Origin of the sequence: Vibrio sp. OPT41 (assembly GCF_015163595.1) — a bacterium.
Taxonomy (GTDB): Bacteria; Pseudomonadota; Gammaproteobacteria; order Enterobacterales; family Vibrionaceae; genus Vibrio; species Vibrio alginolyticus.
In genome coordinates, this window is the sequence record NZ_JADDYH010000023.1 from 56,486 (window position 1) to 77,936 (window position 21,451).

18 protein-coding genes and 7 tRNA genes are annotated in these 21,451 nt (G+C 45.5%); 17 read left to right on the forward strand and 8 right to left on the reverse strand.

The features are described 5' to 3' along the window. Positions 1 to 58: 58 nt before the first annotated feature. The 3 genes from gpsA to IQP38_RS11515 form a co-directional block, all read right to left on the reverse strand. Positions 59 to 1,096 (reverse strand): NAD(P)H-dependent glycerol-3-phosphate dehydrogenase, encoded by a 1,038-nt coding sequence (gene gpsA / locus IQP38_RS11505; RefSeq protein ID WP_005381474.1) that lies wholly within the window; start codon positions 1,094 to 1,096, stop codon positions 59 to 61. 195 nt (positions 1,097 to 1,291) lie between these two features. Next, positions 1,292 to 1,756 (reverse strand): protein-export chaperone SecB, encoded by a 465-nt coding sequence (gene secB, locus IQP38_RS11510; RefSeq protein WP_005386410.1) that lies wholly within the window; start codon positions 1,754 to 1,756, stop codon positions 1,292 to 1,294. Between the two features lie 225 nt (positions 1,757 to 1,981). Further along, complete coding sequence (locus tag IQP38_RS11515; protein ID WP_005386415.1) at positions 1,982 to 2,416, reverse strand: rhodanese-like domain-containing protein; 435 nt, start codon at positions 2,414 to 2,416, stop codon at positions 1,982 to 1,984. Positions 2,417 to 2,963: 547 nt separating this feature from the next. On the opposite strand from IQP38_RS11515, the gene gpmM reads away from it, so the two are divergent. Beyond that, positions 2,964 to 4,496: a 2,3-bisphosphoglycerate-independent phosphoglycerate mutase gene (gene gpmM, locus IQP38_RS11520; protein ID WP_193837588.1), complete on the forward strand. Its 1,533-nt coding sequence runs from the start codon at positions 2,964 to 2,966 to the stop codon at positions 4,494 to 4,496. Positions 4,497 to 4,578: 82 nt separating this feature from the next. On the opposite strand, the gene IQP38_RS11525 is transcribed toward gpmM, so the two are convergent. The 4 genes from IQP38_RS11525 to rsgA form a co-directional block, all read right to left on the reverse strand. Then, positions 4,579 to 5,466 carry a DMT family transporter gene (locus IQP38_RS11525; protein ID WP_005381469.1) on the reverse strand — a complete coding sequence of 296 codons (888 nt, stop codon included), beginning with the start codon at positions 5,464 to 5,466 and terminating at the stop codon, positions 4,579 to 4,581. Positions 5,467 to 5,598: 132 nt separating this feature from the next. Beyond that, positions 5,599 to 7,014, reverse strand: a complete 1,416-nt coding sequence (locus tag IQP38_RS11530) for an SLC13 family permease (protein WP_193837589.1) — start codon at positions 7,012 to 7,014, stop codon at positions 5,599 to 5,601. A 162-nt stretch (positions 7,015 to 7,176) separates the two neighbouring features. Then, on the reverse strand, positions 7,177 to 8,037 hold the full coding sequence (asd, locus tag IQP38_RS11535; RefSeq protein ID WP_193837590.1) for an archaetidylserine decarboxylase: 861 nt from the start codon (positions 8,035 to 8,037) through the stop codon (positions 7,177 to 7,179). A gap of 116 nt (positions 8,038 to 8,153) precedes the next feature. Further along, positions 8,154 to 9,218, reverse strand: coding sequence for a small ribosomal subunit biogenesis GTPase RsgA (gene rsgA, locus IQP38_RS11540; protein ID WP_193837591.1), 1,065 nt, complete (start codon positions 9,216 to 9,218; stop codon positions 8,154 to 8,156). A 129-nt stretch (positions 9,219 to 9,347) separates the two neighbouring features. Between rsgA and orn the strand changes: the two genes are divergently transcribed. The 8 genes from orn (at position 9,348) to IQP38_RS11580 (ending at position 10,794) form a co-directional block, all read left to right on the forward strand. After that, the gene (orn, locus tag IQP38_RS11545; RefSeq protein ID WP_017635574.1) at positions 9,348 to 9,893 is read left to right on the forward strand and encodes an oligoribonuclease; all 546 of its coding nucleotides are present in this window, start codon (positions 9,348 to 9,350) and stop codon (positions 9,891 to 9,893) included. A 156-nt stretch (positions 9,894 to 10,049) separates the two neighbouring features. Then, positions 10,050 to 10,125 (forward strand) — tRNA-Gly (locus tag IQP38_RS11550). Positions 10,126 to 10,167: 42 nt separating this feature from the next. Then, positions 10,168 to 10,244, forward strand: a tRNA-Met gene (locus IQP38_RS11555). A gap of 2 nt (positions 10,245 to 10,246) precedes the next feature. Continuing rightward, a tRNA-Gly gene (locus IQP38_RS11560) sits at positions 10,247 to 10,322 on the forward strand. 42 nt (positions 10,323 to 10,364) lie between these two features. Next, positions 10,365 to 10,441, forward strand: a tRNA-Met gene (locus tag IQP38_RS11565). A 30-nt stretch (positions 10,442 to 10,471) separates the two neighbouring features. Further along, a tRNA-Gly gene (locus IQP38_RS11570) sits at positions 10,472 to 10,547 on the forward strand. A 36-nt stretch (positions 10,548 to 10,583) separates the two neighbouring features. Then, positions 10,584 to 10,659 (forward strand) — tRNA-Gly (locus tag IQP38_RS11575). A gap of 58 nt (positions 10,660 to 10,717) precedes the next feature. Next, positions 10,718 to 10,794 (forward strand) — tRNA-Met (locus IQP38_RS11580). Between the two features lie 620 nt (positions 10,795 to 11,414). Here the strand turns inward: IQP38_RS11580 and queG are convergent. After that, entirely contained in the window at positions 11,415 to 12,542 is a 1,128-nt protein-coding gene (queG, locus tag IQP38_RS11585; RefSeq protein WP_005381370.1) for a tRNA epoxyqueuosine(34) reductase QueG, read from the reverse strand. A gap of 276 nt (positions 12,543 to 12,818) precedes the next feature. Between queG and tsaE the strand changes: the two genes are divergently transcribed. The 8 genes from tsaE to hflC form a co-directional block, all read left to right on the forward strand. After that, positions 12,819 to 13,283, forward strand: coding sequence for a tRNA (adenosine(37)-N6)-threonylcarbamoyltransferase complex ATPase subunit type 1 TsaE (gene tsaE, locus IQP38_RS11590; RefSeq protein WP_193837592.1), 465 nt, complete (start codon positions 12,819 to 12,821; stop codon positions 13,281 to 13,283). After that, the gene (locus IQP38_RS11595; RefSeq protein ID WP_193837593.1) at positions 13,277 to 14,986 is read left to right on the forward strand and encodes an N-acetylmuramoyl-L-alanine amidase; all 1,710 of its coding nucleotides are present in this window, start codon (positions 13,277 to 13,279) and stop codon (positions 14,984 to 14,986) included. The genes tsaE and IQP38_RS11595 overlap by 7 nt, the downstream gene beginning before the upstream one ends. 18 nt (positions 14,987 to 15,004) lie before the next feature. Then, positions 15,005 to 17,017, forward strand: a complete 2,013-nt coding sequence (mutL, locus tag IQP38_RS11600) for a DNA mismatch repair endonuclease MutL (RefSeq protein WP_193837594.1) — start codon at positions 15,005 to 15,007, stop codon at positions 17,015 to 17,017. Continuing rightward, positions 17,014 to 17,946 carry a tRNA (adenosine(37)-N6)-dimethylallyltransferase MiaA gene (miaA, locus tag IQP38_RS11605; RefSeq protein WP_005395375.1) on the forward strand — a complete coding sequence of 311 codons (933 nt, stop codon included), beginning with the start codon at positions 17,014 to 17,016 and terminating at the stop codon, positions 17,944 to 17,946. The genes mutL and miaA overlap by 4 nt, the downstream gene beginning before the upstream one ends. A 194-nt stretch (positions 17,947 to 18,140) precedes the next feature. Continuing rightward, the gene (hfq, locus tag IQP38_RS11610; RefSeq protein ID WP_005381379.1) at positions 18,141 to 18,404 is read left to right on the forward strand and encodes an RNA chaperone Hfq; all 264 of its coding nucleotides are present in this window, start codon (positions 18,141 to 18,143) and stop codon (positions 18,402 to 18,404) included. Between the two features lie 38 nt (positions 18,405 to 18,442). After that, positions 18,443 to 19,732, forward strand: a complete 1,290-nt coding sequence (gene hflX / locus IQP38_RS11615) for a ribosome rescue GTPase HflX (RefSeq protein WP_005381380.1) — start codon at positions 18,443 to 18,445, stop codon at positions 19,730 to 19,732. A 45-nt stretch (positions 19,733 to 19,777) separates the two neighbouring features. Beyond that, positions 19,778 to 20,983, forward strand: a complete 1,206-nt coding sequence (gene hflK / locus IQP38_RS11620; protein ID WP_005381381.1) for an FtsH protease activity modulator HflK — start codon at positions 19,778 to 19,780, stop codon at positions 20,981 to 20,983. 2 nt (positions 20,984 to 20,985) lie between these two features. After that, a partial coding sequence (gene hflC, locus IQP38_RS26390) for a protease modulator HflC (protein ID WP_228010050.1) occupies positions 20,986 to 21,451 on the forward strand: 466 nt, incomplete at its 3' end.

Genomic DNA, 21,451 nt, shown 5'->3' on the forward strand with positions numbered 1-21,451 from the left:
CTTCCGTGACCCGACAACTTCAATTTTTCTCAGATGAGCTGCAAAGGGCGGTAGATTGCTACTTTCCTTCGGCTTTTTTGTCACGAGCAAGTAAATCTTGCGCTGCTAAGCGCGCATCTTTTCCTTGATACAATACTTGATAAATTTGATCAACTATCGGCATCTCAACACCCATACGTTGAGAAAGTAGCCATACTTCTTTTGTATTGCGGTAACCCTCAACCACTTGACCAATTTCTTCTTGAGCCGTATCAACGTCTTTACCTTGGCCTAATGCCAAGCCAAAGCGTCGGTTACGTGATTGGTTATCGGTACATGTCAGGACAAGATCGCCTAAACCCGCCATGCCCATAAAGGTTTCTGGCTGTGCACCCAGCGCAGCACCAAGGCGACTCATTTCAGCCAAGCCACGAGTAATTAATGCGGTACGAGCATTGGCGCCAAAACCGATACCATCAGACATACCCGCACCAATCGCAATAACGTTTTTCACAGCGCCGCCCAATTGCATACCAATAAAGTCACTATTGGCGTATACGCGGAAGGTTTTGCTACAGTGGATTTTTTCTTGTAGATCCGCAACAAATTCAGAATCTGGAGACGCAACAGAGATTGCAGTCGGCATACCCATTGCGAGCTCTTTCGCAAACGTTGGGCCAGACAATACTGCTAGTGAGTAGTTTTCACCGATAATGTCATAAGCGACGTCTTTCAGCAGGCGCCCCGTTTCAGGTTCAAGCCCTTTGGTTGCCCAACAGATGCGAGAGTCTTCGCGCAAGAATGGTTTACAGCTGTTTAGCACGATGCCAAAGACATGGCTTGGAACCACAACCAACAAATCTCGGCTTGCTTGAACGGCTTTTTCTAAATCCGATTCAATGATCAAGCTTTCAGGGAAATCAACACCTGGTAAAAAGGCATGGTTAGCTCGGTCTGCTTCTAGGCGAGCCATGTGCTCTGGCTCGTGTCCCCAAAGGACAACGTTCGCGCCGTTACGAGCGAGTGAGATTGCCAAAGAGGTGCCGTATGAGCCTGCGCCAATCACAGTCATTGCGATGTCTTTACCGTAAGCATTGTTTGTATTTGCTTGTGTCATGCTACCGCCTAATTGTCTTGCTACTAGTAGAATCTAGTTCCTAATCGTCAAATTTTACGCCTTCTGGCGATTAGGAACTAGGAACTTTTGTCAGAAATAAAAAATGCACATTGCATCGAATGGTAGACGCTCTGTGCATTTTATTTGAGTCGGTGACGTCAGCACTGTGGCTATTCGTCACTTATAAAACGTGAATTACGCTTCAGCTTCGCCTTGTTGAGCTTGCTGTTGTAGGTAGTTCATGAATAGCGCGTCAAAGTTTACTGGCGCTAGGTTCAGTTGAGGGAACGTACCTTTAACGACTAGGCTTGAGATAGTTTCACGAGCGTATGGGAATAGGATGTTCGGGCAGAATGCGCCTAGGCAATGTGCAAGTTGACCAGCTTCCATTTGTTCAGCAGTGAAGATACCACCTTGTTGAACTTCACATAGGAACGCAGTCTCTTCTTCGTTCTTCACAGTAACGGTTAGGCGTAGAACAACTTCGTAAACGCCTTCACCAAGCTCACGGCTTTGAGTGTCTAGGTCTAGTTTAACGTCTGGGTTCCACTCTTTCTGGAAAATTACTGGAGAGTTCGGCGCTTCAAAAGAAACGTCTTTTAGGAAGATGCGTTGAATTGCGAAGTTTTGTTGTGCGTCTTGAGGTGCTGCTTCAGCCATTTTTTAATCCTTAAATCAATATTTGTTGAGCCTAGAAACGTCTAAGCTCAGAAAACTGGTATGTCCTGAGACTAACTGAGCCAATCTACCTTGACTAGATGAAGCGTGTATTACGTGCAAAGCGTCACAACTTAGTGCTCCAACTGCTTTCAATTTGCTCAGTTTTTTGTCCGCGAGGCTTGGTAAAAGCGCGTTTAAACGCGAACTTTCGTTCTTGCCACGTTCCTACTTCTTACCGCGAACTAACGGCAGGTTCGCTTCGTTCCACGCAATCAAACCATTTTTTAGTAGGCTCACGTTTTCGAAGCCAGCTTTTACTAGTAGGTTTGCGCTTTCTTGAGCGGTCTGTCCTGTCTTACATACAACAATGATTGGGTCTGATTTGTGGTTTTCAAGGCTACCCAAGTTACCCGCTTTGATGTCTGACGGTAAAATGTGAAGTGAGTCGGTGATATGACCTTTTTTGAACTCGTCTTTGGTACGGATATCCACTACAACGCCGTTTTCACGGTTCATAAGATGAGTCAGTTGGTTTACGTTGATTTCTTTGTATGCGGCTGTCGCTGACTTCACGATGTTCATGATAAAGGCGACAAGAAGACCTACCCAAACCAAAGATAGAATCATGTTCTGTTGGAAAAATTCAATGTACTCTTGCATGTCTTGAGCTCTTACGCTGTTGGCGGAAAAATAAAGCAGGAGTATAGCGAGGTTACGGCTCTTAGGCGAGAGGGTTAAAATTTTCTAACGAATAATTGAGATCTCTATAAACCCTTTATGCCCTTACTATCCGTACATTTTGCTCTGGTAGCTTGATTGCTTTTGCCTATTGGACTTATCGGTTTAAGTGACTTCTGTTTTACTGAGAAAAGAGAACAATAGGTATTAATCCATCTTGTTTGATGTTGCTTTAAATTAGCGCTGTTTCAAGTGCAAAAATAAGAATGAGAAGCGTAAGAAAACCGAACTTAGACTGGGGTGTACAAAGCGTATTAGAAATGACTATGCTTGTGGAACACGATTGTCGGCACTGACTCGTTGTTCGCTTAACTTGTAAGATAGCAACAATAAATCGCAAACATTATTTGATCTTAACCTACAGTTTTGGTTAAAAAGTGTAGTAAAATTACGCTAGTTTTGTTTCAAGGTTAGATAGGGCAGCGAGGCCCTACGCCAAAAGTTACTTAAATTTGATGAGGTCATCACTATGTCAGCTAAGAAGCCACTGGCTCTAGTTATCCTTGACGGTTACGGTTACCGTGAAGACACAGCAAGTAACGCAATTGCGAATGCGAAAACACCAGTAATGGATGCTCTGATTGCGAATAACCCACACACATTAATCTCTGCTTCAGGCATGGATGTTGGCCTTCCTGATGGTCAAATGGGTAACTCTGAAGTTGGTCACACTAACATTGGTGCAGGCCGCGTTGTATACCAAGACCTGACTCGTATCACTAAATCAATTGCTGATGGTGAGTTCGAACAAACGCCTGCGCTAGTTGAAGCAATCGACTCTGCTGTGAAAGCTGAAAAAGCAGTACACATCATGGGCCTGATGTCTCCAGGCGGTGTTCACTCTCACGAAGACCACATTTACGCAGCAGTTGAAATGGCAGCGGCGCGTGGCGCAGAGAAAATCTACCTACACTGCTTCCTAGACGGCCGTGACACACCACCACGTAGTGCTGAAAACTCACTACAACGTTTCCAAGATCTATTTGCGAAACTAGGTAAAGGCCGCGTTGCTTCTCTAGTAGGTCGTTACTACGCAATGGACCGTGACAACAACTGGGATCGCGTCCAAGTTGCTTACGATCTTCTAACTCAAGCTAAAGCTGAGTTCACAGCAGAAACGGCAGTTGCAGGTCTAGAAGCGGCTTACGCTCGTGAAGAAAACGACGAATTCGTTAAAGCAACAGCTATCAAAGCGGAAGGTCAAGAAGAGGCAATCATGCAAGATGGCGATGCGGTTATCTTCATGAACTACCGTGCTGACCGTGCACGTCAAATCACTCGTGCATTCGTTCCTGCATTTGACGGCTTTGAGCGTGCAGCATTCCCAGCAATTAACTTTGTGATGCTGACTCAATACGCGGCTGATATCCCTCTAGCTATCGCATTCCCACCTGCGTCTCTAGAAAACACTTACGGTGAGTGGCTATCTAAACAAGGTCAAACTCAGCTACGTATCTCTGAAACAGAGAAATACGCACACGTGACTTTCTTCTTCAACGGTGGTGTTGAGAACGAATTCGAAGGCGAAGAGCGTCAGTTGGTTGCTTCACCAAAAGTTGCAACGTACGACATGCAGCCTGAAATGAGCTCTCCAGAACTAACAGATAAGATGGTTGCGGCTATCAAGTCTGGTAAGTTCGATACCATCATCTGTAACTACCCGAACGCAGATATGGTTGGTCACACTGGCGTTTATGAAGCGGCTGAGAAAGCAATCGAAGCTCTAGATGAAAGTGTGGGTAAAGTGGTTGAAGCAATCAAAGAAGTTGGCGGTCAACTATTGATCACTGCGGACCACGGTAATGCAGAAATGATGATCGACCCTGAAACTGGCGGCATCCACACTGCTCATACTAACCTACCAGTACCTCTAATCTATGTAGGTGACAAAGCGGTTGAATTCAAAGAAGGCGGTAAACTGTCTGACCTTGCACCAACCATGCTTTCTCTAGCTGGTCTAGAAATCCCAGCAGAAATGACGGGTGAAGTACTAGTTAAATAATTAACTAACGGCTCCGAATGACAAAAGCCCGAGTTTAAACTCGGGCTTTTTTGTATCTGGCAGTAAGGGCTGGTCTGTAAGGTTACTGAACCAAAATGCCAGCACCAATCACAGCTAGGGCTGCGCCCAACCATGCAAATCGGTTTGGTCGGCGTTTAGTGTAAATCCAGAGCAGTGGTAGCAACATAATTGGCGTGGTTGAAGATAGAAGGGCAACCATACCTACATTTCCTTCTTGCAGTGCGTATAAGATTAGCGTCATGCCGACGGCCATCGCCAAGAAACCATTAAGGGCAGTAATACCAAATACGCGCCAAGTAATGTGTTGCGTCGAGCGAGCGACTTTGACCCCTAGAACTAACAACATGCTGTGGGCGAAAAAGGCACTGATCATTCGAATAGCAGAAGCCGCAACTGGGTCAATACTGGTTTGCATTACTGGCTTGGCGATAATGCCTCCCAATGCTTGGCACATTGCTGCGGTTAAGCCAAGTCCAATACCTACCCAGATGTTACCTTTAATGTCTTCCAAGACGTTATTCACTTGACCTCTTCGGCCAAAGAATATCGCCATCACCACGCCGCTAAATACCAATGATGCGCCCAGTAGTTCTATTGTGGTCATGACTTCGCTAAATAAGAAGTAGCCCAAGATGGCAGAGAACACGGCGTGGCAAGAGAAGAGTAACCCGGCCTGTCTTGGCCCCATACGATTCAAACACGCGAATAGAGCGGTATCACCAATAAAAATACCAATCAGTCCTGAGGCCATCATTGGCGTTACATGTTCCCAAGAAACCGTTAACCAGCCGCCAGTTATCCAGGCCATTGTTGATAAGATCACGGCTGTGCAGCCCATACGCCAGCGGCTGTAAGAAAATGCGCCTAGGTGTTGTGCAGGAATGACCGAAATTAGGCTAGAAACTGCCCACAGAAAAGCGGCGCATAAAGCAAGCCATTCGTAACCCATGATGTGTCGACGTCCTTGTAGAGTAGAGGAGTCTTAATATGCACGAAATTTATGGGATGTAAAAGCCGCTCTGTAAGGGCAGTAGCTGGAGAGCAGCTCCATGACAACACGCTTTTTCATGGAGCTCTTCGATTAAAACAGCACCAAAACTGCGCCATACACGATAAGTAGACCAATCAAACCGAGAATCAGGCCTACTTTCGCCATGTCTTTGCTCTCGATGAGGCCTGTTGAATAAGCCAAAGAGTTTGGTGGTGTGGAAACCGGTAAGATCATGCCAAGTGATGCGGAGAAGGCGACGACAACCAGTAAACCTTGTAGGCCACCAACCGCAATAAGGCTTGGCATGGATGTACCAATAGCGGCAGCAATAGGCATCAATAAGTTTGCTGTTGCGGTATTAGACATAAAGTTCGCCATTAACCAACACACTACTGATAGGGCTAAAACAACGGCAAATGGTGATAGCAGGCTGTAATCAATGGCGTGCGCTAATGCTTCGGCTAAGCCCGTTTTGTCTAAGGCAATGCCAATTGCTATACCACCGGCAACCAGCCATAAAACATCCCAGTTAATCAGCTTGAGCTCTTCTTTTCCCATAATGCCCGTTAACGTGAACACTGCTAGTGGGATAATCGCGACAACGTATGTATTCATGCCATGCACTTTCGTTGTCATCCAAAGCACAATGGTTAGTGCAAAAGTGATGTAGACGACGATCGCACGCCAGCTCCTTTTGAATGTACCATCTAGCTTTAGTTTCATTTCTGGTTCGCTAGACGGAAACAGCTTTTGCAACAAGAACCAAGCTACAGTAAGTTGTACCAACACAAATGGTAGACCCATTGTCATCCACGATAGGAAGTCTATCGCGTTTTCTCCAGTGAGATATTGAAGCGCTATCGCATTAGGTGGCGTGCCTATCGGAGTCGCAATGCCGCCTGTATTCGCGGCAATTGGAATACACAACACCAGTGCTTTAATGCCTAAATCCCCTTTAGGTGCTGAAGCGACGATGGGGCCAAGCAGGGCTAGCATCATCACGGTCGTGGCAGTATTGGACATAAACATTGAAAAAACGGCGGTAATTAACATCAAGCCCAGCATGATTAACTTAGGTTGGGTGCCGAATGGTTTTAATAGTACTCGGGCGAGGTTGTTGTCGAGCTCGTATTTGGAAGCCGCAATCGCAAGAGCAAAACCACCCATAAAAAGAATAATGATCGGTGAAGAGAAGGCTGAGAAAATATCGGTGTAAGCAATTAACTCTCCTAAATCATGCCCCGCTGGTGGATTGCGAAATAGATGCAAACCTTTATCCGATATCATGATCAGTTCAAGAGCGATAATAAGAATGGACGTAGCAAAAACGGGAACCGGCTCGAGAACCCAAAGTAGGGCAGCAAGAAGAAAAATAGCTAACAGGCGATGCTGAATTAAAGTGAGATCGTCAATAGGAATAGCATCGATCGGCATCATCAAAACACCGAGCGGAATTAAAAAGCACACCAGCAATTTCGCCAACGTGTTTACACTCATCTTTGGCATTGGCTGCCCCTCTAAATATTCATTCTAAGCGCAGGATAATTGATTGTGGAATGAGGGTCTTAGAGGCAGGTATGAGTTTGAGAAATAGAGGCTAAATTTCGAACGGAGTTTTGCTTTTTATCAATAAAAAGAGCCCTTAATAAAGGGCTCTTTAACGGTGTTTTACTTATTTTTCAAGGCGTAAGGTGTGCCCATAACGGTTGGCTTACCGTTTTCCATGCTTGCGTCAAACTCAATCGCGTCTTTGGCAAACAGGTTAATAACAGTAGAACCCAGTTTGAAGCGGCCCATCTCTTCGCCTTTTTTCAAGATCACGGCCTTGTCACCCTCTGCTGGGTAATCCCATTTGTAGACAGTGTTTCCACGAGGCGGAGTGATAGTGCCAGCCCATACTTGCTCAATGCTACCAACAATTGTCGCACCAACAAGCACCTGTGCCATTGGACCAAACTCAGTATCGAAGATACACACCACACGCTCGTTACGAGCAAATAGGTTCGGTACGTTTTCTGCTGTCAGAGGGTTTACTGAGAACAGGTCACCTGGTACGTAAATCATTTGGCGCAGAGTGCCGTCACATGGCATGTGTACACGGTGGTAATCGCGCGGAGATAGATACAATGTGGCAAAAGAACCATCTTTAAATTCGTCCGCTAAATTCGCGTCACCGCCCAGCAATTCTTGTGCTGAGAAGTGATGACCTTTTGCTTGGATAAGTTGACCATCTTCAATAGGGCCAAACTGGCTAACACAAGCGTCGGCTGGATGAGTGATGACGTTTTCGCCTTCAGAAATTGGGCGTGCGCCTTCTTTTAGCTCACGAACGAAAAACTCGTTGAACGTTTTAAAATGCTTAGGATCTGAGTGCTTTGCCTCATCCATATTCACATTGTATTGTTTAATAAACCAACGAATAACTGCTGTTGTTAGACCGCCAGCTTTTGCTGAAGCCAGTTTACCCATTAGGCGAGTGAGGCCGTGTTGTGGGATCCAGTACTGCAGTCCAACTTTAAACTTGTCCATCTTTAATTCCGATACTTCTGTTAGATTCGCGCTTTAGGGCGCGTGATGTTACTGAAATTTAATTTGCTTGTCAGTATTAGGTGAAGACTTTTTACACAGTTACAGCCTTAACTCAATTACAGATCGGCTTTTTTATTACGTGAATACTGACGATTTGCTTTATTTTCAACCATGCTTTCCAAAATGCGATGATAGTTTTCAAAGCGAGTTTCGTTAATTTCCCCGTTCTCGACAGCTTCACGTAGAAGGCAGCCTGGGTCATCATTGTGTTTACAATCTCGGAACTTGCAACCACCTAAATATGGTCGAAATTCAACGAATGCTTTTGTTACTTCTTCTGCTTCCAAATGCCAAAGACCAAATTCACGTACTCCAGGTGAGTCGATCAAATCGCCACCCGTTGGAATGTGGTATAAACGTGCAGCCGTCGTGGTGTGTTGGCCCAAGCCAGAGTTCTCAGAGACTTCGCCTTCTTCCACTTCGCTCTCTAGTTCCGGCATTAACGCGTTGACTAAGCTGGATTTCCCTACGCCTGATTGACCAACAAAGATATTAATTCGGTCACGCAGCAGGGTTTCTAGTTCAGCAATGCCTTCTCCAGACTTCTTGCTGACCAGAAGCACTTTATAGCCAATACGTTCATATTCTTTGAGCCATTCTTCATACATTGCACGATCATCGGCTTCTAGAAGGTCGACCTTATTTAAGACCAACAATGGCGCAATATTCAGTGTTTCTGATGCAACGAGATAGCGGTCAATAATATTTAGCGATAGATCTGGTAATACCGAAGAGACAATGACCATTTGATCAATATTGGCTGCAACGGGTTTTAGGCCATCGTAATAATCTGGACGAGTGAGCACTGAAGAGCGAGGTTCTACCGCCTCAACAACACCAGAGATGCCCGCCATAGACTCCAATCCTTCGCGCCATAAAACACGATCGCCAGATACTAGAGACTCAATACCACGGCGGAGGTTACAGCGTTGAATTTCGCCTGTTTCAAGGTCTTCAATGTCCGCGTGCTGACCAAAACGAGTGATCACGAGACCTTGCTTGCTGGCGCCTAGCATGTTTTCATCCCACTGGATGGACTCTTCTTGCTTCTTCAAACGCTTTTGTTGGTTGCTACGTACGCGTCGCACCTGACCTTTGGTTAACTTTTTCTTCTTTGCCACAATTCTGTACTTTATGTGAATTTACTCAAATGGTTGAGCCGTACTCTTGGCTCCGTGTATGAGTATCGTGTTTCTCGTATTTTGAGGTATAGTACCTCTTTTATCGATAAACAAATAGGCGGCGTAACCATGTCCTTTAGCGATCAAAACCTAATTTGGGTTGATTTAGAGATGACAGGGCTTGATCCTGAAACGCACAAAATCATCGAAATTGCTTCTATTGTCACAGATAGCGAACTAAATATTTTGGCTGAAGGTCCAGTGTTAGCGATTCATCAGCCGGAAGAAGAACTGGCGAAAATGGACGACTGGTGCACTAATACGCATACGGCAAGCGGTTTGGTGGAGCGCGTTCGAAACAGTCAAATCTCAGAACAAGACGCAGTCGCACAAACCATTGAATTTTTAGAAAAATGGGTGCCGAAAGGAGCTTCGCCAATATGTGGTAACAGCATTGGGCAGGATCGTCGCTTTTTATACAAGCATATGCCTGAGTTGGAAGAGTTCTTCCATTACCGATATGTTGACGTTAGTACTCTTAAAGAACTAGCACGTCGCTGGCAACCTGAGGTGCTAAATGGGTTCACAAAACAGGGAACACATTTGGCCTTGGACGACATTCGTGAGTCCATCGCAGAACTTAAGTACTATCGAGGTACTATTTTCAAGATTTAACTGTTAAGGTTGCGATCCAAATTGTTGTAATTTATATCGCTTTTGATTGCTTTTTCGTCGTTCAGTAAAAAAATAAAGTTTTTTTGAAGGAAGGACTTGCATCACAAAAAAATGCTCTTATAATTCGCAGCCCTAAACAGCGGAAACGTTGTTGATGCGACACTAGCTCAGTTGGTAGAGCGCAACCTTGCCAAGGTTGAGGTCACGAGTTCGAACCTCGTGTGTCGCTCCAGTTTTATAGTTCTCACGGTACTCAACGGTGACACAATACGGACGCGGGGTGGAGCAGCTTGGTAGCTCGTCGGGCTCATAACCCGAAGGTCGTCGGTTCAAATCCGGCCCCCGCAACCAATGCGACACTAGCTCAGTTGGTAGAGCGCAACCTTGCCAAGGTTGAGGTCACGAGTTCGAACCTCGTGTGTCGCTCCAGTTTTATAGTTCTCACGGTACTTAACGGTGACACAATACGGACGCGGGGTGGAGCAGCTTGGTAGCTCGTCGGGCTCATAACCCGAAGGTCGTCGGTTCAAATCCGGCCCCCGCAACCAAATTCCATTAATAGCGACTGCTGTTAATATGCGACACTAGCTCAGTTGGTAGAGCGCAACCTTGCCAAGGTTGAGGTCACGAGTTCGAACCTCGTGTGTCGCTCCAATATATAGCCCTCATCGTGCTCAACGGTGACAAAATGCGACACTAGCTCAGTTGGTAGAGCGCAACCTTGCCAAGGTTGAGGTCACGAGTTCGAACCTCGTGTGTCGCTCCAGTTTCTTTTTATAAATGAAAGCAAAGCCTTCATCATCAACGAAGATGAAGCACTCGGACGCGGGGTGGAGCAGCTTGGTAGCTCGTCGGGCTCATAACCCGAAGGTCGTCGGTTCAAATCCGGCCCCCGCAACCAAATACAAGACGATAGATTGAGTACTTATTTAGTATACAATTGTTAAGTCGTCTACGGATGCGCCGCTTGATTCAACGCCTGCTTCTCGCAACCAATCACATCGCTCTTTTCATAATGCTGCGAAGCATGAATCCCCAAAAGCTAAACTTTTATCCGCATCATATGATGTCGGACGATTTCGTTTGTGTTTAAAACACGATATGAATCGGCTGACGTACAAGTATGATGAGGCTTCGCGTGTTTTATCTACTTTAATTAACAGAGTTATCCACATACGTCGTTCTGTGGATAAGTTGGTTGATAAAGTGTTTTTAGCTTGACTTTTTATGATGGGGAAGAAAGATCTTTTCTCTAAAGTGAAGTGGAAACAACAAAGAAATATCAACTAAGCACCTGTTATGTAAAGAAAAAATAAGTTTTTTGTCGGATCGGGTACGTTAAAATACGATCATTAACTGGTATTTTTTTGATCCTAGTCATTTCTCCGAGCTGTGTTTAACTTTTTTCTGCTAGCTTGTTTTTCTTGAATCTCAAATTTTTTTCCACATTACAAAATTGAGAACAAGGTCATGAATTGAACATGCAAAAGTACTTTCAATCTCTTGCATATAGACTACGCTCTATGCGTCTCTCGGCAGTCCCTTCTCGACTATCCTTATTAAGCGTTGCTTTTTCGTCTCTATAGATGAATTACTCTCAGTGGGGAGTTGATTCAGTTGCTCTGTCAAAGCCCATTTAATGTGCTCATCAAGTAATTTATTTTCACCTTGCCGACTTTCCAGCGCATCTATGATTCGCTGACTATATTCTGCATTACCAAGTGCGACAGCGATGTTACGTAGCCACTGTATATGACCAATACGACGGATAGCGGAGCCTTCCATATTTTTTAGAAAAGTCGCTTCATCCCAGTTAAACATGTCGACGAGGTCAGGGTTTTTGAAACTGTCACGACGGTGGAAATCATCTTGCTCCGTTATGTCGGCGTAGCGGTTCCATGGGCAAACCAATTGACAGTCGTCACAACCATAAATGCGGTTACCCATTGGCTTCCGAAACTCTTCAGGAATCACGCCATCGAACTCGATGGTGAGATAAGAGATACAACGCCTGGCATCGACAACTTTGTCTTCAACGATGGCTTGTGTTGGGCATGATGTAATGCATGCTTTGCATTTACCGCACTGATCAACGCTTGGCTCATCTACGGGTAGTGGTAAGTCGATAAGTAGTTCACCTAAAAAGAACCACGATCCACAGTCTTGATCTAAAATCAGGGAATGTTTCCCGGTCCAACCTAAGCCCGCTTTTTGGGCGAGAGGTCGCTCTAATATTGGTGCGGAATCAACGAAAGGTCGGTAACCATATTGACCAACCTCTTGTTCAATAAGTTTGCCGAGTTTATTTAGCTGCTTTCTGACGAGCTTGTGATAATCACGCCCTAGTGCGTAGCGGCTAATATAGGCATGACTTTTATTCGCGAGGTTTGAAGCGAATTGAGCCTCTGGTGGCAGATAGTCCATCCGGACGCTGATAACACGAACGGTTCCCGGGAGTAGCTCATGGGGTCTAGCACGCATCATACCGTGACGAGCCATCCAATCCATTGAGCCGTGATAGCCTGCATCAAGCCATTTTTGTAGTGCTGCTTCATGTTCACTCAGATCAACGTCGCAGATCCCAACTTTTTGGAAGCCGAGTTCTTTTCCCCAAACTTTGATTTGTTGTGCGAGTTGTTCGTAGTTCATGTTAACCACCGGAATAAAGGGGGGCGGATCTTAACGGATCTCTGGCTTTGGTGCTACCCAGTTAGGTACGTTTTTGATGTTGTGAATACTGCTTATTGAAGTCATTTGCATATATTCTAAATCTAGGTCGATACTAAGATGATTAAGATACCGTTTATTGGATACTTTTTTCGCACATATGACATTTGAAAGCTTGTCTCTCAAAACCAACACGGTTTACTATTCCTGTTCTTTTGATTTTTATATAGTCAACGATCATTAGTTAGAGAAGCATCAATGAGCACGAAACAATTCAATTTAAAAGATGAGCATGAAACGGTTGCACTAGGCACCGCTTTGGCTCAGCTTTGTTCCCAGCAAACCACAATTTATCTGCATGGTGATTTGGGTGCAGGTAAAACAACCTTTAGTCGTGGTTTTGTCCGTGCTCTTGGTCATCAAGGTAACGTGAAAAGTCCAACTTATACTCTAGTCGAACCGTACCAGTTGGATCAGTGGCAAGTATATCACTTCGACCTTTATCGTCTTGCGGATCCTGAAGAGCTTGAGTTTATGGGGATTCGAGACTATTTCACAGACGATGCGATTTGCTTGGTTGAATGGCCTGAAAAAGGGCATGGCTTACTGCCACAACCGGATCTTGATGTAAACATTCGCTACCAAGGTGAGCAACGTGTAGCCGAACTAACAGCTAATAATGATTATGGTATGCAGTTACTCAGTCGATTGGAGCTATGTTGAGTTTTTCTAATTTTAGAAAAGTGGCGACGTTTGTCGCCACTTTTCTCCTTCTCATCCCCAATTTAGCATTTGCTAACGTCGTTAAGAGTTTTCGAGTTTGGCCTTCACCTGATGAAACACGTGTTGTCATCGATTTAGGCTCGGAAGCTGACTATTCCTATTTCTCTTTATCAGGGCCGGATCGCCTTGTCGTGGATTTAAAAAGCACGACGATGCAGGCCAAACTGCCTGTTACTGTTACGGATAGCCCTGTTTTAAAACTGGTACGAAAAAGCTCGCCTCCAGAGAAGGGCACTTATCGTTTGGTGTTTGAACTAAAAAAGAGCGTTCAAGCGGAATTATTTAAATTAAGCCCAACACCAGGTGGGCAGTATGGTCACCGCTTGGTGATTGATTTACCGCACGGTAAGAAGGCATCGACCTCTAAACCGAGTAAGCCAGCGGCGGCCAGCAAAGACATGAGTTCAGTTCAACGAGCTCAAGAAGTGTTAATTGTTATCGACCCTGGTCACGGTGGGGAAGACCCTGGCTCTATTGGCCCTTCACGTCGTAAGTACGAGAAAGATGCGGTATTGAGTATCTCAAGAAAAATTGCTGCTCAGCTCGATGCGACTCCTGGTATTAAAACGCGCATGACTCGTACGGGAGATTATTTTGTAAACTTAAACCGTCGTGTCGCGATTGCTCGTGAAAATGATGCGCACTTGCTGATCTCCATTCACGCAGATGCGTTTACTTCACCGAAGCCCCGCGGTGGATCGGTCTTCGTACTAAATACTCGTCGTGCAAATACCGAAATTGCTCGTTGGGTCGAGAACCATGAGAAACAGTCTGAGTTATTGGGCGGCTCGGGTAATGCGTTCTTCACGAAGACAAAAGATCGTAACGTGAACCAAACTTTGTTGGACTTGCAGTTTAGTCATTCACAAAAAGAAGGTTATAAGCTGGCAACAGAAATCCTAGGTGAGATGGGACGTGTTGCGCACCTGCATAACACCAAACCGATCAACACCAGCCTTGCGGTTTTACGCTCTCCACAGATTCCGTCTGTGCTAGTGGAAACGGGCTTTATTTCTAACCCAACAGAAGAGCGTTTACTGTTTCAACGAGCGCACCAAGATAAGTTAGCTCAGGCTATCACTAAGGCGGTCGTCAAGTACTTAAAAGATAACCCACCAGAGGGTACGGTGTTCTCGCCTTCAGCGAAGCCAATGGTACATATTGTAAAGCGTGGCGAGTCATTATCGGTGATCGCGAACAAATATGGGCTTAGCTCTAAAGCGCTGATGTCGGCAAACAACTTGAAGTCGACAGGCTTGGCAATTGGTCAGAAGCTCAACATTCCTTCTGCTGGTACGATTAAAGTGCCAAGTAAACCGATTACTGTTGAGACAGAAACCATTACGCACAAGGTTAAGTCTGGTGAGTTCTTAGGTAAGATTGCGAATCACTATAAAGTGAAGGTTTCAGATATCCGCCGAGAGAATAACTTGAAGTCAGATACCTTGTGGGTAGGGCAAAAGTTGAAGATAACGGTCGCGGTAAAAGATAAACCGATTCGTAAGCACAAGGTTTCTCGGGGTGAGTTCCTTGGCAAAATAGCGTCCAAATACGGCGTTAGCGTATCGAGCATTCGTAAAGCGAATAACTTACGCTCTGATCAGCTAGCGGTTGGGCAAGTCCTGATCATTCCAAACAAGTAGGTGAGCTTCTAACTCATTATGACGATTAAAATTTTGCCAGCCAGACTTGCAAACCAAATCGCCGCAGGGGAAGTGGTCGAAAGACCTGCTTCTGTGATTAAAGAGCTGGTTGAAAATAGTCTTGATTCTGGCGCAACTCGAATCGATATCGATATCGAGAAAGGAGGCGCAAAGCTGATTCGTGTTCGTGATAACGGAAAAGGTATCGCGAAAGATGAACTCGGCTTAGCGCTCAGTCGTCATGCGACATCTAAGATACATACCTTAGATGATCTCGAAGCCATTATGAGTCTAGGTTTTCGCGGTGAAGCGTTAGCCAGTATTAGCTCAGTCTCGCGTTTGACGCTCACGTCGCGTCCTGCGGCACAAGAAGAAGCTTGGAGTGCTTACTCCGAAGGGCGTGATATGCAGGTGAAGCTTAAGCCAGCAGCGCACCCGATTGGCACGACTGTTGAAGTGTTGGACTTATTTTTTAATACTCCAGCGCGTCGCAAGTTTCTTCGTACGGAGAAAACCGAATTTGCTCATATTGATGAGTTATTGAAACGCATTGCGTTAAGCCGCTTTGATGTCACCATCAATGTGCGCCACAACGGCAAGATCATTCGTCAATATCGTGCGGCGAAAAATCAGCTTCAAACCGAAAAACGTATTGCAGCTGTCTGCGGTAACGCGTTTGTGCGGCATATGCTCAGAATCGAGCTTGAGCATCAAGGGTTAAAGTTACATGGGTGGATTACCACACCAGAGGGAGCAAGGCAGCAAAGCGATTTACAATATTGCTATGTGAATGGCCGAATGATGCGTGACAAATTAATCAATCACGCGATTCGTCAAAGCTATGAAATGAGCTTAAAGCCAGATCAGTTTGCTGCGTATGTGCTCTTTATTGAGCTAGATCCGCACCAAGTAGATGTGAATGTTCACCCTGCTAAGCATGAAGTGCGTTTCCACCAAGCTCGTTTGGTGCATGATTTCATCTATCAAGCTTTGACGGATGCACTTTCACAAAGCGCCGTGATTGATAAACCACAGGTGAATGAATCGGCATTTCATCGCGTGGAACCGACTGAGTCCGAAGAGATTGAACATTCGCCAGAGCCTGAAAAAGTACAAGAGCCAGCATCTTCACCAGTACCAGAGCGGGTTTATCAAGCGATAGAGAGTACACCGGCTTATCCTGGACGCAGTGATTATGAAGTGAAGCCTCGTAATAGCGGTCCTAGTGAAACCTCCGTGCGAGAGGCGCGCGTAGTGGAGTCATTCAAACGTAATGATTGGGTGGAATCCAAACCTGCACCAAAGCCAAGTCACAGTAAAGAGCGCCACGTAGAACCAGCGCCAACTAAACAAGAAGTACGCGCTTATCACGAGCTGTTGAAAACGCCAGAGTTTGAGGCTCAGGCAGTCACTCCAATAGCGCCCCACACGATAACTTCGCACACATCAATGCCATCGATTACTGCATTAGGCAAAGCGCTGATGGTGGTCGATGAACAATTTGTTTTGATGAGCAGTGACAGTGGGGCGGCGTTAGTCTCGTTACCTAGAGCAGAATTTTATCGTGTAAAAGGCCAGCTTTCTCCAAGCGATGGTGCACTCAAGGCACAACCTCTGCTTGTTCCTCTATCTATTAAGTTAGAGGCCGAATTAGTGAGACTGGCCCAAGATTATCAACAAGATTTGGCATTGCTTGGTATTCAATTGAAAGCGAGAAACGAGCACGCCTTAATGGTGATGGGCGTCCCAGCTCCGCTGCGTCAACAAAACTTACAAAATTTAGTACCAGATCTGTTATCTTACGCGCAATCTTGTGTGAACGAAGGTATAGCAGCGGCTCAGATGCTGTCTGAGTTGATAGATTGGCTCGCATTACAGGTCACGACAGTGAAGAGTCACTATACTTTTTCTGAAGCCATTCAAATTATTGCGGAACTTGAACAGCTAAGACATGGTCAATTGCCATTAGAAGATACAAAATTCGTATCCGCTGTTGATTTCTCTGCCACGATAGCCAAATTAAAACCATGACAGATAAACTACCTTTGGCGCTATTTTTAATGGGGCCAACTGCATCAGGCAAAACTGAGCTGGCGATTCGTCTTCGTCAAAAATTTCCGGTTGAGATCATCAGTGTTGATTCTGCTTTGATCTACAAAGGGATGGATATCGGTACGGCGAAACCGGATGAAAAAGAGTTAAGTTTGGCGCCTCATCGCTTGATAGATATTTTGGATCCAAGTGAATCTTACTCTGTCGCCGACTTTCGTCGAGATGCATTGAAAGCGATGGATGATATTGTTGCAGAAGGAAAAATTCCACTTCTTGTGGGTGGAACAATGCTGTATTACAAGGCGTTACTTGAAGGTTTATCACCACTTCCTGCTGCAAATCCTGAAATTCGTCAGCAAATTGAACAAGAGGCATTGACTAAAGGTTGGTCAGTGTTGCACGATGAACTCAAAGAGGTTGATCCTGTGTCAGCCGCGAGAATCCATCCCAATGATCCCCAACGTTTATCTCGGGCATTGGAAGTTTTTCGCATTTCAGGTAAAACTTTGACTGAATTGACTCAAACGAAAGGTGAAAGCCTACCATACCGAGTCAAGCAGTTTGCAATAGCTCCCAAGGATAGGGCAGAACTTCACCGTCGGATTGAACTCCGTTTCGAGAAGATGATGGAAGCGGGCTTTGAAGAAGAAATGAAAGCGTTACATTCGCGAAAAGATCTTCACCCCGATCTTCCTTCCATACGATGCGTCGGTTACCGACAGATGTGGGAGTATTTAGATGGGGAGTGTACACGTGACGAAGCGGTATTTCGTGGCGTATGCGCGACTCGTCAATTGGCCAAGCGTCAAATCACCTGGTTACGCAGCTGGGATGATTTAACTTGGTTGGATAGCGAGAACATTGAACAGGCATTAGAAACGATGTCGGAAGCAATAGCATCTGATTGACATAGCTGTGTATAATGTGATCGTTTTTGCGTGAACGCACTCTCAAAGGATCTGTTGTTGGCGGTTTTTATACTATGCTGCTAATTACTTAGAGTGCATTTTTGATTCGTTTAGCTCAGATGCAAAAGCCGTATCTTTTGCATTGCACCACTAGCTAAATAATTACAACTACAAATTAAATAAGGAAAATAAAAATGGCTAAGGGGCAATCTCTACAAGACCCATTTCTAAACGCGCTACGTCGTGAGCGTATCCCGGTATCTATCTACCTTGTGAATGGTATTAAACTACAAGGTCAGATCGAATCATTCGATCAATTTGTGATCCTGCTGAAGAATACTGTTAACCAAATGGTGTACAAGCACGCGATCTCAACAGTTGTGCCGGCTCGTCCAGTGAGCCATCACAGCGGTGAACGTCCACAAGGTGAGCGTCCACAAGAGAAATCTGAAGATTAATTCTTCATCGAGTATTTTTAAAATAAGGAGTTGATTGCTTGTTTGACCGTTATGAATCCGGTGAGCGAGCCGTACTTGTTCATATCAACTTCACGCAAGAAGGTGAATGGGAAGATCTGGCTGAGTTCGAAATGCTGGTTTCTTCTGCTGGGGTAGAGGCGCTACAAGTGGTAACTGGTAGTCGTCAATCCCCACACCCGAAATATTATGTCGGAGAGGGTAAGGCCCAAGAGATTGCTACAGCGGTACAATCAACGGGTGCCGAAATTGTGATTTTTAATCACGCCCTCTCTCCTGCCCAAGAACGTAACCTCGAAGCACTGTGCCAATGTCGAGTTCTCGACCGCACTGGTCTTATTCTCGATATCTTTGCTCAACGAGCTCGAACACACGAAGGTAAGCTACAGGTAGAGCTGGCTCAACTTCGTCATATCTCTACTCGTTTGATTCGTGGTTGGACGCACCTTGAAAGGCAGAAAGGTGGTATCGGTTTACGTGGCCCAGGTGAAACCCAGCTGGAAACCGACCGTCGCTTATTGCGTGACAGAATCAAAGCCATCCTGCGACGCTTAGACAAAGTAGCGAAGCAGCGTGAACAAGGACGCCGCGCCCGAAATCGAGCTGAAATCCCAACGGTTTCACTTGTGGGTTACACCAACGCGGGTAAGTCGACACTCTTCAACCGTATTACAGAAGCTGGCGTGTACGCGGCTGATCAATTATTTGCTACTTTGGACCCGACTTTACGTAAGATAGAGTTAGCAGATGTTGGTCCTGCCATCTTGGCAGACACGGTTGGTTTTATTCGACATTTGCCACACGACTTGGTTGCGGCCTTCAAGGCAACCTTGCAGGAAACGCAAGAAGCTGACATTTTGTTACATGTTGTTGATGCCAGTGATGAGCGTTTTCGTGAGAATATTCAAGCTGTTCATGAAGTACTAGAAGAGATCGACGCGCATGAAGTGCCGACTCTGGTTGTCATGAACAAAATCGACAATCTAGATTCGCAGAAACCACGTATAGAACGAGACGAGGAAGGCGTACCTCGCGCAGTTTGGGTTTCAGCAATGGATGGGTTGGGCATTGATGTCCTGTTTGAGGCGCTGACGGAACGTCTGGCGTCACAAATGGTCGAGCATCAGTTGCGAATTCCTCCACAGTATCAAGGACGATTCCGTAGTACCTTCTTCCAAATGAAGTGTATTCAACGTGAGGAATATGACCAGGATGGTAACTTGTTGATCGATATTCGAATGCAGCAAGTAGATTGGTCTAGACTTGAAAAAAGAGAAGGGGCAGTTTTGACTGGCTTTATAGTCACTTAAAGGACTGCTACAGTATAACGTCATATCAAATGATGGAGCTTTCTAATGGCGTGGAATGAGCCTGGAAATAACAACGGCAACAATGGCCGCGATAATGACCCTTGGGGTAATAATAATCGTGGTGGCCAGCGTCCTGGTGGCCGAGATCAAGGTCCGCCAGATTTAGATGAAGTGTTCAACAAACTGAGTCAAAAGCTGGGCGGCAAGTTTGGTAAAAAAGGCGGCGGTGGTTCTCCAATCGGCGGCGGTGGTGGTAGTGCAATTGGCTTTGGCGTGATTGCTCTGATTGCTGTTGCAGTTTGGTTCTTCGCTGGTTTTTACACCATCGGTGAAGCAGAGCGTGGTGTTGTACTGCGTTTAGGTAAATACGATCGTATCGTAGACCCAGGTCTTAACTGGCGTCCTCGCTTTATTGATGAGTACGAAGCGGTAAACGTACAAGCGATTCGTTCACTACGTGCATCTGGTCTAATGCTGACTAAAGATGAAAACGTTGTAACAGTTGCGATGGATGTTCAGTACCGAGTGACTGACCCATACAAATACTTGTACCGTGTAACCAATGCAGACGACAGCTTGCGTCAAGCAACGGATTCTGCACTACGTGCAGTAATTGGTGACTCATTGATGGATAGCATTCTAACCAGTGGTCGTCAGCAAATTCGTCAAACTACGCAAGAAACACTGAACCAAATCATTGATAGCTATGATATGGGTCTGGTACTTGTTGATGTGAACTTCCAGTCTGCTCGTCCACCAGAGCAAGTGAAAGATGCGTTTGATGATGCAATCGCAGCACGTGAGGATGAAGAGCGTTTCATTCGTGAAGCTGAAGCATACAAGAACGAAATCTTGCCTAAGGCAACGGGTCGAGCAGAGCGTTTGAAGAAAGAAGCACAAGGTTACAATGAGCGTGTCACTAACGAGGCTCTTGGTCAGGTAGCACAGTTCGAAAAACTATTACCAGAATACCAAGCAGCGCCTGGTGTAACGCGTGATCGTCTGTACATTGACGCAATGGAAGAGGTGTACTCAAGTACTTCGAAAGTGTTGATTGACTCGGAATCAAGCGGCAATCTTCTTTACCTTCCAATCGATAAGTTGGCGGGACAAGAGGGCAAAGCAGATACCAAACGTAAATCGAAGTCATCTTCAACCTATGATCAAATTCAACTTGAGTCTGATCGTACACAAGAAGACACTTCGAACTCGCAGTCTCGTTCAACAGGTTCACGTCAAGGGAGATACTAAGAATGCGTAAGTTAATGATCCCTGTACTGGTAATCGCACTGGCATTAATGTTGATGTCTTTGTTTGTGATTCCTGAAGGTGAGCGCGGTATCGTGGTTCGATTTGGTCGTGTCTTGAAAGACAATAACGACATCACTCGAATTTACGAGCCTGGTCTGCATTTCAAGATGCCTTTGTTTGACCGTGTGAAACAACTTGATGCACGTATCCAAACAATGGATGGTCGTGCAGACCGTTTCGTAACGTCTGAGAAAAAAGACGTTATCATTGATACCTACGTGAAGTGGCGTATTGAAGATTTTGGTCGCTACTACCTCGCGACAGGCGGTGGTAACTCGCTAACAGCAGAGGCACTACTTGAGCGTAAAGTGACGGACGTGCTTCGTTCTGAAATCGGTGCTCGTGAAATCAAACAGATCGTATCTGGTCCACGTAACGATGATGTGCTACCAGAAGACGCAAGTGCCG